At 58.9% G+C, this 15161-nt stretch carries 9 protein-coding genes and 1 tRNA gene; 4 read left to right on the forward strand and 6 right to left on the reverse strand.

All coding sequences use genetic code 11. From position 1 onward, the window contains the following. Positions 1 to 1071, reverse strand: a complete 1071-nt coding sequence (locus tag LB515_RS16645) for an acyltransferase family protein (RefSeq protein ID WP_224708360.1) — start codon at positions 1069 to 1071, stop codon at positions 1 to 3. A 416-nt stretch (positions 1072 to 1487) separates the two neighbouring features. Further along, positions 1488 to 1564: transfer RNA gene (locus tag LB515_RS16650), tRNA-Pro, on the reverse strand. Between the two features lie 576 nt (positions 1565 to 2140). On the opposite strand from LB515_RS16650, the gene LB515_RS16655 reads away from it, so the two are divergent. Further along, positions 2141 to 3661: a caspase family protein gene (locus LB515_RS16655; RefSeq protein WP_224708361.1), complete on the forward strand. Its 1521-nt coding sequence runs from the start codon at positions 2141 to 2143 to the stop codon at positions 3659 to 3661. A gap of 347 nt (positions 3662 to 4008) precedes the next feature. After that, positions 4009 to 7341, forward strand: coding sequence for an AAA family ATPase (locus tag LB515_RS16660; protein WP_224708362.1), 3333 nt, complete (start codon positions 4009 to 4011; stop codon positions 7339 to 7341). Between the two features lie 289 nt (positions 7342 to 7630). On the opposite strand, the gene LB515_RS16665 is transcribed toward LB515_RS16660, so the two are convergent. The 3 genes from LB515_RS16665 to LB515_RS28285 form a co-directional block, all read right to left on the reverse strand. Beyond that, positions 7631 to 9382: an adenylate/guanylate cyclase domain-containing protein gene (locus tag LB515_RS16665; RefSeq protein WP_224708363.1), complete on the reverse strand. Its 1752-nt coding sequence runs from the start codon at positions 9380 to 9382 to the stop codon at positions 7631 to 7633. A 323-nt stretch (positions 9383 to 9705) separates the two neighbouring features. Beyond that, positions 9706 to 11067 carry a cytochrome P450 gene (locus LB515_RS16670; protein ID WP_224708364.1) on the reverse strand — a complete coding sequence of 454 codons (1362 nt, stop codon included), beginning with the start codon at positions 11065 to 11067 and terminating at the stop codon, positions 9706 to 9708. A gap of 933 nt (positions 11068 to 12000) precedes the next feature. Continuing rightward, the gene (locus tag LB515_RS28285; RefSeq protein WP_224708365.1) at positions 12001 to 13257 is read right to left on the reverse strand and encodes an adenylate/guanylate cyclase domain-containing protein; all 1257 of its coding nucleotides are present in this window, start codon (positions 13255 to 13257) and stop codon (positions 12001 to 12003) included. 244 nt (positions 13258 to 13501) lie between these two features. Here LB515_RS28285 and LB515_RS16680 point away from each other — a divergent pair, with 244 nt between their 5' ends. Continuing rightward, the gene (locus tag LB515_RS16680; RefSeq protein WP_224708366.1) at positions 13502 to 13681 is read left to right on the forward strand and encodes a hypothetical protein; all 180 of its coding nucleotides are present in this window, start codon (positions 13502 to 13504) and stop codon (positions 13679 to 13681) included. Between the two features lie 494 nt (positions 13682 to 14175). Next, on the forward strand, positions 14176 to 14274 hold the full coding sequence (locus LB515_RS16685) for a putative RiPP precursor (RefSeq protein ID WP_224708367.1): 99 nt from the start codon (positions 14176 to 14178) through the stop codon (positions 14272 to 14274). A 197-nt stretch (positions 14275 to 14471) separates the two neighbouring features. On the opposite strand, the gene LB515_RS16690 is transcribed toward LB515_RS16685, so the two are convergent. Beyond that, on the reverse strand, positions 14472 to 15107 hold the full coding sequence (locus tag LB515_RS16690; protein ID WP_224708368.1) for an outer membrane protein: 636 nt from the start codon (positions 15105 to 15107) through the stop codon (positions 14472 to 14474). Positions 15108 to 15161: the final 54 nt, after the last annotated feature.

A 15161-nucleotide genomic window follows, 5' to 3' on the forward strand; every position in this document is an offset into this window, starting at 1 on the left:
TCATGCGACGGAAGGGCTCGCTCGCTGCGGAATTGAGGAGCGCAGGTGTTTGCGGGCAGGTTCCTCCACCAGAATGAAAACGACGACCGAGATAACGACCAGCAAAGGCTGGTACAAAAGACTCCCGACCCAATCCCATTCTCCGGTGAACAGCACCGGAATCCACTTTCGCACCGGGATTTGCAGGATGTAGAGGGCATAGCTTGCATTGCCCAGCAGCACGAGCGGCTTGTACGACAGCACGCGTTGGGTCTTGCCGTCATTCACGGCGCATGTCGCAATCAGCGCGACAAAGCCGATTGCCGCGAAACCCCCTGTCGTCACCATGCGTGTCGCGACAAGCGTGACAACCGTGAACGCCATGGCCAGAATGGCGGCCAGGTCGCTGCGGAAGCGATCGAACGCGCCGGCCCTAAACAGCAGAGCGAAAATGATGCCGGTCATGAATTCGGGCAGCCTCAGCAGCGGGAGAGGCACCAGCTTCATCCAGTCGAACGCAAGGTAGCCGGTCGGTCCGAGACCCGGCAGACACATAACTACGAAAATCAGCACCAAAGCTGCCAGGCTGATCCACAGGACTCTGGCCGTAAGCCTTGAAAGGACGGGAAGCAATAACGGGAACACAAGATAGAAAAAGAACTCGATCGAGAGTGTCCAACCCGGAGGATTCCAGAAGAATCCGAGCATTGTCGTTGGCGCGCCCCATGCCTGAACAAGGCCAAGTGTCGCCAGTGATGCAAGCGGTTGATCCAAGGGCATGCTTGTCAGCGGCAGAGCCACAATGAGGGCAAGGAGATAGATTGGATAAATTCTGGAAAATCTCGCTAAGGCGAACTGCCGGATCTCGTACCAGTCAGACATCTTGTCGAAGTAAGAATGGGTGAGGATGAAGCCGGACAGCAGGAAGAAGAACGAGACGCCCAGATAGCCGTTCTGCACAAAATTGGCGATCGGGGGCGGCGCTCCGTCGATGTCTGCCGAATGGAAGGCAAGCACATAGAGAGCGGCGAAAAATCGCAAGCTGGTCAGCTGTGTGAGGCTCGATCCCGCTGAAGAAGGCTTCGGTTTCATACAGAGTGCCGTTGCTGTAAGCGCGAAGCGGTGCTCAGAACTGTCGATACTGCTTGGAATCCTATACGCCGAGCCGCATTAACAAATCCGTTAACGCTCCACGCCGGTGTCAGCGCCCGGCGCCATGGGGAGAACCGAGGCGCTGCTCGGCGCCAGGCACGTGACTGCGTCGACGATTCTGATCGCCGATGAAGAAGCGCACCGCATGCCCCACTGGCGGACGGACAACGATCTTCTTGTTCTTCGGCCTCCTGGCCAGATAGATCTTCCGCTCGCGTGACAGCCCCCAAGCTTCTGCCGACAAGTCGCGGAACTACTCTAAAATCAACGAGAAGCTGTTTTTGGACCAAACGGTTGCCCAAGGAGCGGAAGCCTTCGGCTCAACCTAAGAACTTGGGGGGAAGTTCTCTTTCAAATGGTCGGAGTGGCCGGATTCGAACCGACGACCCCTTGACCCCCAGTCAAGTGCGCTACCGGGCTGCGCTACACTCCGGACCGCGCAGAGCCCTATATTCTCAAGGGGTCTAGCGCAAGTGCCTTGTCCGAACAAAATTGAGGGAATTGGAACAAACAGGGTCCGGGTGTGCCTTTCGTGACCAAAAAGCACACCGAAAAGCACACCGAATGTTCATGGTTTGTCCAAGCCGGCATTCGTGGGCCGTGACCCGCCACTTGCCACGAAGGAACGGGGGCCAAGGTAGCGCGGCCAGTCCAGTGCCTGGCCGTGCTCGATCATCCATGCGGCGACGCTGAGCGTCCGCTCGCCGGCAGTCGCCAACGAAGCGGCGATAGCGATCCAGGTGACGAAGGTGCACCGCACCGGCCTCGAGGTGGCCGGGAAGTATCCAGAGCTGCCGCCTCACGATGGCGGGCAGCCTGGGACCAGCCGGGCGGCGATGGTCGCCAGTGTCTTCTCAATTGCGTGAAAGGAGCGCAAGATTAGTTCGAGTTCACTATGAGGTCCTATTGAGTGCGAGCGATAAGATTCTGGGCCGCCGCCGTTGGATTGCTGTTCCTAGCTTCAGTCGATTTGCAGCCGGCAAGCGCCCTTGCCACGGACAGCAGGCGCGTGGCGCTCGTCATTGGCAACAGCAAATATGTCTATGCGCCCACGCTCGCCAATCCTGCCAGCGATGCGCGGCTGATGGCCGAAACACTACGCAAGGCCGGGTTCAAGGTCGTTGAAGGGGTCGACCTGGACTATGCCGGCATGCATGACCGGTTGAACCGGTTTACCGAAGCCGCATACGACGCGGAGCTGGCGGTGATCTACTATGCCGGCCATGGCCTGCAGGTGAACGGCAAGAACTATCTGGTTCCGGTCGATGCAGAATTGACGGCTCCGGCGCATCTCAGAACCCGCACCATTCAGATTGACGAACTGCTTGCCGCCCTTCCTCCCGACCCGGGGGTCGGCGTCGTCATCCTGGACGCCTGCCGTGACAATCCTCTCGCTAGGACTCTCGCGACTTCACTGCCGAAAAGCCGTTCAACCACCGCCCCTGGGCTGGCGCCTATCGATATCGCCTCGACGGATGTCGGCACTGGCGGCGTGCTGATCGCCTACGCGACCGACCCCGGCGCGGTGTCGTATGACGGCATCGGCGCCAACAGTCCCTACACGACCTCCCTTGCGAAACACCTGGCCGAGCCCGGCGTTGATATCCAGAATGCGCTGACTCGTGTGCGAGGTGAGGTGACGGCGGAGACCAATGGGCGCCAAAGGCCCTGGTATAATGCGTCGCTCGGCCGCGAAGTCTTCATCGGACCGGCAACGGCTGAGACTACGGCCGGGCCCGCGCAGTCTCCGGGTAGTAACTCTGCGCACCAGTCAATTGAGCCGGACTCGCGTGAATGGGTCGAACAGCGGGTATGGGACGAAGCCTCGAAGCGCAACACGGTCGCTCACTACGAAGCTTATCTGAAGCAGTTTCCAAATGGTGCGTTCGCAGATCTGGCGCGGCTCAATCTGGATCAGCTCAAGAAGGCACCGGTTGTGGCTGAGTTGGAAAATGATGGGTCGAGATCCGGCACCGCCGTCGGAGCCGCGGCAGCTGCCGATCAGGAAAATGAAGCCGGCTCTGAGTTGACAGAAAGTGCGATCGGGCTTGATCGTCAGAAAAAAATTGACCTGCAGGAGAGGCTAGTGTCGATCGGCTATGACTTGGACGATGCCGACGGCACTTTTGGCGCGTCGACGCGCCGGGCGATTGGCCTCTGGCAGAAGGAAAATGCTCTTCCCCCGACCACGTTCCTTACCCGCAAGCAATATGTTCGCCTGAAACTCGATTCCGACGACGCCGTGAAGAGCTATCGCGCCCAGCGAGCATCGGAAGCGGAAGCGACGAAGCAGGAAAGCACCACGTCGCGGAAGACACACAAGCCTGCGCCGATCGCGCGCGCGAAGCAGAAACGTGAACAACAACGCGTGGCGGTGAAGCCGCAGTCGGCAGCAATGCCGAAGACCGCCTCTCAAGCCCCGGCGGCGCCTCAGTCCAAGTTCCGGATCTGCTACAACGGGTTCGGCTCCTTCAATGTTCTCGCATCCCATAAATGTCCGGTGAGCGGGCTGCGCCACGAGGGCTTCTAACCACGGGATAAAAGGGTCTTCAATCCGTGGCGCGTCGAGTGCCTGAAACAGTTCATCCCGGCCGCGAGCCTCCGAGTCTTCGCTAGAAACAGCACTGTTCATAGGGAAAGAGGTCAGAAGCGGTATCGCTGCCGGGGTGGGCTCTCGTCAATGCACTTGAGGCAGGTTTCAGGCGTCCAGTTCAAGCGGCTTGTGTCGTGGCTGCTCGTGCCATAGACCCCTCGTGGCAAGCGCCAACGTGTGTCAGGGACCTCAACCTTCGACAGAAATCCAAGTCTACAGCATTTCCCTGGCTTCTGAGCTAATATTGCGGCTGAGGGACCCGAATTCAGCCTCGGGAGAGCTGTGTGGACGTTGCCGCTTGGTTGCGAGGCCTCGGCCTCCAGCAATACGAACAGGCATTTCGCGACAACGCGATCGACGCGGAAGTCCTGCCGGAACTGACCGATGCCGACCTCGAGAAGCTCGGTATGCTCCTCGGTCATCGCAAGCGACTCCACAAAGCGATAGCGGAGCTAGCGCTGTCATCAAGCCACCCCCACCCGAGCACCGATGGCATCGCGGCTCAAAACCGCCAGGAGCAAAGCGCAGAGCGTCGACAGCTGACTGTCATGTTTGTGGATCTCGTCGGATCGACGGCGTTGGCGTCACGTCTGGACCCCGAGGACCTGCGCGAGATCATCGGAGCGTATCACCGCTGTGTCGCCGATACGGTCGCTCACTTTGGCGGCTTTGTCGCCAAGTATATGGGCGACGGGGTTTTGGTTTATTTCGGTTACCCGCAAGCGCACGAGAACGACGCGGAGCAGTCTGTGCGCGCCGGTCTTGCTGTCGTCGATGCAGTCGGGCGAATCCAAGAGCCGGAGCCATTGCGGGTTCGCATCGGCGTCGGCACTGGGCCGGTCGTCGTTGGCGACCTGATCACCGCCGGCGAAGGGCAGGAGCGCGGGGTGGTGGGCGAGACACCGAACCTCACCGCCAGACTGCAGGCTCTAGCCGAGCCCGACGCGGTCGTGATCGGGCCGCAAACGCGGCAGCTGGTCGGTGATCTTTTCGAATATCGCGATCTTGGCTCCGTCGAGGTGAAAGGCTTTCCGGAGCCGATCCATCCTTATCAAGTGGTTCGTGAGAGCGCTGTCGAAAGCCGTTTCGAGGCCCTGCACGGGGCGACCCCCACGCCACTGGTCGGACGTGAGGACGAGATCGACCTACTGCAGCGCCACTGGCATCGCACGAAAAATGGTGAAGGTCGTGTCGTGCTGCTCTCAGGCGAGCCCGGGATCGGAAAGTCGCGCCTCACCGTCAGCTTCCAGGAGCGGATCCAGAACGAGCCACATACCCGCGTGCGTTATTTTTGTTCGCCGCATGGCCAAGACAGCGCGCTCCACCCGATCATTGCGCAGCTAGAACGCGCCGCCGGGTTGGAACGCGAGGACCCACCTGAGAGAAAGCTGGATAAGCTTGGGGCCTTGCTTGCCCCGGCCTCGCCCGAGGACGTGGGGCTGCTGGCCGAGCTGTTGTCGTTGCCGACCGAAGGTCGTTTCCCGTCCCTCCAACTGACGCCCCAGCGGAAGAAAGAGAAAATCTTCGATGCGCTTCTCCGGCAGCTCGAAGACTTGGCGCGACGAGGCCTGGTGCTGGTGCTCTTTGAGGATGTGCATTGGATTGACCCCAGCTCGCGCGAGCTGCTCGACCTTATCATCGAGCAGGTCCCGCGCCTGCCAGTGCTGCTTCTCCTCACGTTCCGCCCCGAGTTTCAACCGCCGTGGACCGGGCAGGCGCACGTCACGGTTCTGGTCCTCAATCGGCTCGACCATCGTGAAGGCGCCGCGCTGGTCCAGCGGGTCGTCGGCATCGGAGAGCTGCCGAGTGACGTTGTCGCAGAGATCATCGAGCGCACGGATGGGGTGCCACTGTTCGTCGAAGAACTCACCAAGGCGGTGTTGGAGAGCGGCAACGCCAGGACACTGCTTGCACGAGCTGCGGCGACGGCGTTGAACGTTCCCGCTACGCTGCAAGCCTCGTTGATGGCGCGGCTCGATCGCCTCGGCTCAGCCGCTAAGGAGGTCGCACAGGTCGGCGCGGTTCTCGGGCGGGAGTTCTCCTACGAATTGCTGGCAGCGGTAGCACAGCGAAATGCCGCTGAGCTGAATGGCGCACTGGATCAACTCGTCGGAGCCGGTTTGGTGTTCTGCCGCGGGACGCGGCCGCTGGCCACTTACCTCTTCAAGCATGCGCTTGTTCAGGACGCAGCCTATGGCACGCTGCTGCGCGCTAAACGCCAGGAGCTACACAAGCTTGTCGCCGACGTGTTGGAGGAACTGTGGCCCGAGATCACTGAAGCGCAACCCGAACTCCTCGCGCACCATCTTCAGGAAGCGGGGGATTGGGGGGGCGCGGTCGATCGCTGGCAGAAGGCGGGAGGGGCCGCTCTGGCCAGAGCGGCTACCCTGGAAGCCGTGTCGCACTTTGCCAGTGCTATTGACTGCAGCAGCAGACTTGGCGACGTCTCCGGCGGTGCCGAACAGGTGACACGTCTCCACCTTGCGATGGCCAACGCCTTGATGCAGGCAGACGGCTATCGTTGCGAGCGCCTCGGGAAGACGCTTCAAGATGCACGTCTTGCAGCTGCGAAGACTGCATCGGCCGAATTGCAATGTGACGTTGCGCTTTCACTCGCTCCATTTTTTTATGCCGCTGGGCGCAATCAAGACTACCTTGCCCTAGCCGACGAGCAGATCGCTAGCGCTAACGGTCGTCTTCCAGCGGCCTATCTGAGTGGTCTTTGGGCAACAAAGGGAATTGCTCATCTCAACCGTGGAGAACCATCTCTGGGAGAGGCGGCATTGCGCAAAGCCTTGGTTCTGATCGATCGTCTTGACCCAAGTCGTCGTATTTCGTTGGCCGGTGCGGACCAACGTGTCTCTACCCAAGACTATTTGAGCGATGCGTTGATCCTGTTGGGTGGCTTTGACGCTGGGGTCGAATTAAAAGAGAGCTTGGTTCGAACCGTTGCCCAGTTCGATAAGCCATTCGACCTCGCCTGGCATCTTCTCGCCCAGTGCGAATTGTGCGCGCTGCTCGGTCAATACGAGCAACTCCTTGAGAAAGCTGCGAGGATCATCGAGATTTGCGAGCGTCATGGCTACAAGGCGCGTCGAAGCGGCGGCATTAGATGGCGTGGCCATGCCCGTTCGCATTTAGGTGAGCTGGATGCCGGCATCGATGATGTCCGGGAGAGTATGCTTCTATGGCGTGGGCAGGGCGTCGTATTCCATACGTCTGAGAAAACATGCGAACTTTGTGATCTTCTCCTGCGCGCAGGTCGGCTCGAAGAGGCATCGCAAATGCTCGATGACGCCGATACTCTCGTGTTCGAGACGGACGAGGCGAGCTATCTGGCAGAATGTATTCGCCTTCGCGGCCAAATCGCCGCGGCCATAGGTGACTTGAACGGCGCCACCGACCTGTTCGCATCAGCGATTGCTATTTCGAAGCGGCAGAAGGCGAGACTTTTTGAACTCCGCGCCATAACGCAACTTGCTCCAGTTCTCGCGCGACAAGGTCGTGTCCAAGAGGCCGAAGTGCGGCTTCGATCTATAATTGACGCGCTTGAAGCCAAATATCCGGTGGTCGATCTCATCGCTGCGCAGAGGGCGCTCGACACGCTGCGTCAATGAACTCTCGTTCAGCCTTGTTGAAAACTGCTTGGCTGATTGCGAGCATACGTCCGTGCGAGCTGGAGTGTGTCCGATGGGTGAGATGACGTTCTCATTTGCCTCGGGCCTAAGTCTGCTACTCAAGAGCGTTTCGCCTAGACCCCCCAGGCGCTCAATCAACACACCTACTGCGGTCGCGCGGAATTATCCGTTCTGGAGTAACCGCGAGAATGTCCCCTGTCGTTTAAGCAATTATGGGCGCAACGGTCACGGGGGAGTGGTAAGTCGGCGCCTCTTGGTTACGACGCGTCTACTCAGGCAGGCCCGCGAGGCGCCAACCTTCCACGAAAGGCCTCGCGGCAGTCATATCCCTAAAGGGTAAGTTCGCCGTAAAATCGGCGATCTTCCATTCCGGATTCCCAGCAAGAAATAGACGGCCCTCCTCCCGTGCCTCCGAAACCCGACCGGCCAGACCAAGTGCAGCTATTAGGATCTCCCTCGAACCTGTCCCGTAGGTTTCGTCCCGGCTCAAGGTCGCAACAGCCTTTTCATATTGGCCGGAGGCAATTTGCGCCGCGCCCATGCTCCAGAAATACCAGCCGGGTGGACGCGGATTTAATCGCAGCGCTTCTTCACAGGTTATCAGCGCGGCTTGCGGCTTGCCTAGGTAGACTTGAAGCTCACCCATCCAAGCCACCGCATCTGCGTTGTTGGGATTCAGCTGAACGGCAGCATTGAATTGAAGTTCTGCTTCGTCCCAATTGCGCTCATAGAGCTGCACGCAGCCCAGGATCCTATGAGCGTGGGAATTCCCGGGATCAATCTCTACCGCTCGTTGCGCGTGCGTCAGAGCGTTTTTGCGGTTGGGTATCTGGGGCTCTCCCCAGAAGATCCAGCCAAACAGCAGCGAGATAGCAAGGTCGCTGTGCGCCTCGCAGTAATTTGGGTCGATGTGAACGGCCCGTTCCAAATCGGCGCACGCCTGGCGATTGTCCAATTTCGAAATGTTGCATTTGCCTCGCGACCTAACACAAAGATCATAGGCCTCGAGATTTGATGGGCGGGAACGGGCAACGATATTCCTGTCGCCAAGCTTGCCGGAAATCGCTTCGACCACCCGACGCGTGACTTCGTCTTGAACTGCGAAAATGTCGGCGAGATCGCGGTCAAACCGTTCAGCCCAGATATGATTTCCGCCGCTCGCAGCGTCGATCAACTGGACATTGATCCGGAGACGCTCTGCCGAGCGACGCGCGCTACCTTTAAGGATGTATCGCACTCCCAAATCAATGGCGATTTGACGCACATCGGTGGACTTGCCCTTGTAAGCAAAGGTGGAATTGCGAGCGATGACGAAGAAGCCTGGCACGTTGGACAGATCGGTAATGATGTCTTCTGTCAGTCCATCGGTGAAGAACATCTGTTCTGGGTCGTCGCTCATGCTGACCAGCGGTAGGACTGCTATCGACAGCTTCGGCGGCGTTGACTCGTTTCGACGGTTCGTCGCGGATTGCGACGCCATGGCAGCCTTCCAGGGCGTCCCAACCTGAAGCGAATAGACCCGCATCGGTTCGGCGATGTTCTTTAGCTGCGTGTTGCCAAGGTCAGTGACCGAGAGGTCGAGCCTCGCCTTGACCTGACGATAGGCATCTTCCGAGAGGCAGATGGATCCGGGCGCCGCGATGCCCTCCAGACGCGACGCAATGTTAACCCCATCACCCATCAGGTCGCCGTCGCTTTCTTCGACCACGTCGCCCAGATGGACGCCGATACGGAAATCGATACGACGGTCCTGCGGCAAGCCGGCATTGCGCTCGACCATGCCGTCTTGCACCTCGATCGCGCAACGCACTGCATCTACGACACTGCGGAACTCGACTAGCGCCCCATCTCCCGTGCGCTTGATCACACGACCATTGTTTACGGCGATGGTCGGATCGATCAGATCGCTGCGCAGTGCACGCAGCCGCGCCAAAGTCCGGTCTTCGTCCTCGCTGGCGAGCCGGCTGTATCCGACCACGTCTGCAGCAAGGATCGCCGCCAGCTTGCGTTTCTCGCTCATCGCGTGCCCCTTCGCAGCCAGGATAGCAGGAAGATCAGGCGTTGAGCGAGTGGCCTGCACCTCTCTTTGTCGGGAGACTTGCCGGATTGGCGATCGAGATCCAGCTTCCATCCCACGAGCAATTCTGCAGATACCAGTTGGCCTCATCGCATGAGCTGATCTGCGAGCAAATCGCCGCGTCTCGCATGAGTAGCCGCCCTGTGCGGCTAGAGGTCTGCTGACGCAGAACGCCATGTCGTCAGAAATGGGTTCTTCGGGCTCCATAAGTTTACCTACTTAGTGAAGGACGAGACGCGGTAGTGGCGGGACGGCATTCCTTCGCGTCAGATCCGCTTCACCGCCAGCCGCACGCCAGTGTCGGGGCGGACGGTCATGGACATGGTCGGCATCGGCAAGGGATGCGGACCCAGCTCGAAGCGGAAGCGTGCGAGAAGAGTGGCTAGAATGATGTGGGCCTGCATCATTGCGAAGTTCGCGCCGACGCAAACCCGCGGCCCCCCTCCGAAAGGAAGATAAAGATAGCGATCGCGAGCGCGCACGGCCTCCGGTGAAAACCTGTCCGGGTCAAATTCATTCGGGAGCTCCCACCACATCTGATGCCGATGGAGCGCGTAGATTGGGAGGAAGAGAACGTCGTTAGGCAGGATCTCGCGGCCGCCGAGAGTGTCGGCTCTTCGGACATTGCGCGCCAGCATGCCGACCGGCGGGTAAAGACGCATGGCCTCTTCGATCACCTGCTTCACGTAGGGCGTCGCTTCTATGTGATCGGCGCCTGCAGGGGAATCTCCTAGAGCAGCACGAGCTTCTGCTCGAGCTCGCTCCTGCGCCTCTGGATACAGCGCCAGAAGGAGCAGCGACCAAGACAGCGCCAGCGCCGTCGTTTCGTGGCCAGCCACGATGAAGAACTGCATGTTGTGCAGAAGATCCGTCGGTGACATGCGCCTGCCCGTCTCCGGGTCCTGAGCCTTCAGCATATAGTCGAGAAGATCATCAGCGTCGCCGGCTGTCTCCTGCCGCCGCGCTGCTATGGCTCGGGCTACCATGCTGTGCATGGTTCGAACCGCGCCGAGACCGAGCAGTGCTCCGGGCCGAGGGATCCAGTTCGGCACCCGAAGAAAATCGAGCAAAGATGCCTTCCCTGCGGTCTCGAAATACCTGAGGATGGCATGGCTATAGGCATCGGCGTCGAAGTGCTCGCGGCCAGACAAAGCCACGTCGCAGATGACGTCAAAGGTGGCTGACAGCATCTCCCCGACTAATTCCGGATGCTCGCTGCCACGCATGAGCCGCTCTGCCGCCCGCTTGGCTGTTGCTGTCATCACCGGCGCCAGCGCCGTCACGTTGCGCTGTGCGAACACTGGCGCGACCACTCTGCGTTGCCAGCGCCATGAGTTGCCTTCTGAGGTGAATAGGCTGTCGCCAACTGCCGGGCGCAGCATGCGCAGCATCACCTCTGATTTTGGATAGTTCTCGACGTTGTCGAGAAGGACGCGGCGAAGCGCCCCCGGATCCTGCACCATATGCCAGCGCACACCCATGCGCCCCGACACCATCGGCTGGCGGTAAGCCAGCTCCGGGATGAGCTCCAGCACGTTGCGCCGGGCGGCTCGGATGGATTGTAGGAGGGAGAGAGGGCGCGTTGGCGGCGCAACAGTCGGCGGCAAGAATTTGATTGTGTCCAGCATGTTGGAGCGCCCTACGGGATCACTATCCCATGAATGAGCAAAAACGTCAGTCGCGTCAGGAAGGCGTGGTGTAGGCGACTGTTGTTCTGCTTCGTAATGCCGATTGCACCTTGCTGCGAACCATCCCGCACTGTCCCGCCGCCGGCACGTCCGCAGACGTGTCAAAAACGGCCCATGTGTCGGCGGGTTCCTGCACGACCGCAAATCAGGACGCTCCTGGGCTTGGCTGGTCGAGGCGGTTATCCGGCCTTGAAGTCTCCAAGTATATTAGCTATCAATTAAGTAAGCCTTCCGGAGTAGGACCGCCCGAGACGAGGGCAAAGATAGATGATATGCGGCACCACGACGGTCAATTTTATTGACGGGGAGGCGGAAATTGAATTTGACCAACCCCTGGATATTACAGCGGAACATGATGTTCTTCTGCTGGAAACGCCAAATGGCGGATATTTAAGCCTCTATCCAATTTGCGAGGTCCGACATGGGCTTCTGGTGTCCGCTGAGGCTACGCCAGGAGCATATCGCCGATTCAGGCTTGAGTTAATCGAGGGACCTAGATGGCGGCTGAAAATGGTGGAAGGAGGTCTTTAGAACGAGGATTTGAGCAGTTTCCGTCTTTGGCGACAGCCTGAGCGACTGCTCCGAGCACACGACGCCTCTCCGGACTGCCTCAGCAACGCTTCGATGAGAAAGGAGCCGAGAAAGTCGCTGCCGCCGGTGACCACCAGATAGCGGATCGAGATCGCCGAGAAAAGCCATGGGTTGGTCCGCCCGGCCAGCGCCGGAGCGAGGAGGGGCTCGAAATGAGAGTTCAATTCCCTCGATGAGCGCGAGGCCTGCGAGGTCAGCCCCGGCTAGTTCAATGCACCTTATGATGCGCGGCTCCGATCGGATAAGACCGGCAGGCGCGGCCACACCGTCGCTGGACCAGAGTTAGCGCACTTTGATGTAACGATGCCCTTTCAGGAGATGGACTAGCATTTTACCTTTGCCTTTCACGTCAATCAAACCGCGCTCTTCGAAGATGTAGAGCGGGCCAATCGCGTCCTTTGCCCGCGAAGTGACCTGAATTTGTCCTGGAATGCCATGCGATTCCATACGAGCCGCTGTATTCACAGTGTCCCCCCACAGGTCGTAAAATGGCTTTCGGCTACCAATCACACCGGCAACGATCGGCCCACTATCAATTCCGATCCGAACATCCAGTTCCTGTCCGATTTCGTCCGACAGCCTGCGTAGCAGAACGAGCATTTCTAGGGCCATGTCAGCCACCGCAGTGGCATGATCCGACTGCGGCACCGGGACGCCCCCGGCAACCATGTAAGCGTCGCCAATGGTCTTGATTGTTTCGAGTCCATGTTTCTCCGTCAGACGATCGAACTCCGAAAAGACGCGATTAAGCAGTGAAACGAGTTCGCTCGCGGGCAGGATCGCGGCGCGGGGGGTGAAGGCAACGAGATCGGCGAAAAGGATGGTAACCGACGGTAGATCATCCGATATGATCTCTTTCGGTCGTTCCTTGAGTCGCGATGCGATCGCCGCGGGAACCAAACTGTTAAGCAGACGCTCTGAGCGTTGGTGCTCCAATTCAAGAGCGTGCTCAGCCGTTTCGGCGCGTTGAAACGCATAGACCGCGGCGAGAAAATTGACCATCGCTGCCACCACGACGCAAAAGACGAGGCTCATCGTCGCGAACCAGTCTGGCAGGAAAATTGAGGTCCGAGCCGGCGCGAACTTTTCGATCGTTAAGAAAAGTATGATGTAAATCGCCACAGGCGGAACAGCGAGAAGACGTCTGTTCGGCCCGAGCATCATTACAGCTATGGGCGGACCCGACAGCAAGAAATAGTGCGCGGCTAAGTCGCGGCCTGCGATCAGGACGAAAACGGTGTCTGCAATTCCGGTCGTTGCCCAAAAGTAAATTGCACCTACTATGCTCCCGAACCTGTGAAACAGAGGCGTAATAAAATAGAGCGCGCTGACATTGGCAAGAGCCAAAATCAATGAAAAGTATTGTTCTGGCCCCAATACGACACAGATAGCTAAGAATATCAAAGTTGAGCAGGTCGAAAACGCACTTAGCACATTGACTAAAGCAATACGTCGAGCCGTGGGGCCAGTAGACGACCCCGCGCCGAAGCTGAAATAGCGCTCAAGCTTGCTCCATACAGGCGCGAAATCTACAATCACCAAACGCCCCTGTGTCAAATTGGCGGGTCAATGTCACATAGCCCACGCCAATTTAGAAGCGTTTTGATTGAGCGGTTTCGCGAATCCTCAGACGAAGTGGCCCTGATCTCGAACACATCGATCTTAGCCGGATCTTGCCATTGACCTTCCTCCACAGGCCATAACTGCCGGTTAACCGGCTAAGGTCAGAAGGTTTCATCAGCATTTCTCTGGAACAGGCGGTTGCAGGCGGCGTTGAGGCGATATGGCCGACGCTGATGACGCACGCGATGATGATGTCTTGGAGTTGCTTGCTGGCCGCCTCGTTCAGGAGTCAGGTATAACGAAGGACGAGGCCCTCGAGCTAATAAAGTTCATCGGAACTGACTGGAATTCGCTGCTTCGCGAAGCTCATTTCCTGAAAAAAAGGCAGCAATGGGGGTGAGCAAACAAGGCGCTGAGTTCTTCGGCAATGGGGTCACTGACCACTGCTCAACAATGAACACGTTGCGCCGGACCTCCAGCGCGAGGGCGCCTAAGAGGGGCAATTTCTAGTAGATGCATCCCACTCGGAGCCGAACCCTCCGTCGGAGGATGGTGACCTGCACGCGGCGGTTCGATCGACAGTGATTGGTCTTCAGGCTGTTGCCGAAATCCAAAACGCTAAGGATTCGCCCGGGGCAGTTAGCGTGATGACCAACGCGGTTGGGGATGGCAGAGCACGGGGCGGCAGCCGGCCGGTGCCTTGTTGCCAGAGATGAATTTGCCGTTGCCGATATGGGAGTGATAACTGCTCATGGCCGCTCTTCCCGTTGGAAAAGCCCCACCTGGCTTGGCTGTGCTTTGTTTCTTGAGAAGCTTCTGCTCTCTTGACATCTAGCAAGAGCACGATCAGCTTCATCGGGTTTTGAGGGATCATCCACCCAACGGGGACTTCCCATGAAGAAGACCTACGAGAAGCCTACGCTGATTCGCAAGGGCAAGCTTTCCGCAGCCGTTGCGGGGCCGTCTGTTGTCGTTGTCGTGCCGCCGACCTGACCGAACGCCGCGGACAGTCTGAAATCGCCCGTCGGCCCCGGCCGGCGGGTTTTTTGTTGGGGAGCACGTTGGATGTTGGTTCGTTTGGCGCGATTGCGCCCGATTCGGCGCCTGCTCCCGCTGCGGATTGAGATTGCCGCGCAAACGAAAAGCCCCGGACAATCCTGCCGGGGCTTTCTGCTAGGTCCGCCGATAAATCAGAATTTGTAGTTCAGACCGACGCGAACGGTGTGGAAGGGCACTTTGACGTCGGCACCGATGTCGTCGAACGTCGTTTTACCCAGATCGGTGTAAAGATACTCGGACTTGAGGGACCATTTGTCGGTGAAAGCGTATTCAGCGCCCGCACCAACGGTCCAGCCGACCTTGGTCTTGGAAAAGTCAGCCCCAGGGACAGAGACCTTTTCGTGACCGTAGGCCAAGCCGCCAGTGCCATAGACCAGGAAGCGATCAACGGGCGTATAGCCAATGCGAGCACGCACCGTGCCGAACCAATCAACCTTTGTTTCCAGAGAGGGGCCGCCGAACGATAGCTCGCCCTTAACGTCGGAAGCCTGGATGTCGGCTTCCACGCCGTAGACGAATTGGCCAACCTGCCAGTTGTAACCGGCCTGAATGCCGCCCAGGAAGCCACTCGAGCTGAGGTCGAAACCACCCGGGCCGCCGCCGGCAGGATCAAGACTAAACGTGCCGAAACCGCCGCCGGCGTTCACGCCGATATATGCGCCGGTCCAGTCATAGGAAGCAGCAACCGGTGCCTCCTGCAATACGTCAGCCGCGTAGGCGGTGCTGGTAGCTAGGACGAGAGCGGTAGCGAGAAGAATCTGTTTCACGGGAATACCCCTTTGTTGCCTGGTCGGATGAATGCCCCAAGGTCACCACCCGAG

Source organism: Mesorhizobium sp. CA15 (genome assembly GCF_020165215.1).
In the GTDB taxonomy this organism is placed as follows: Bacteria; Pseudomonadota; Alphaproteobacteria; order Rhizobiales; family Rhizobiaceae; genus Mesorhizobium.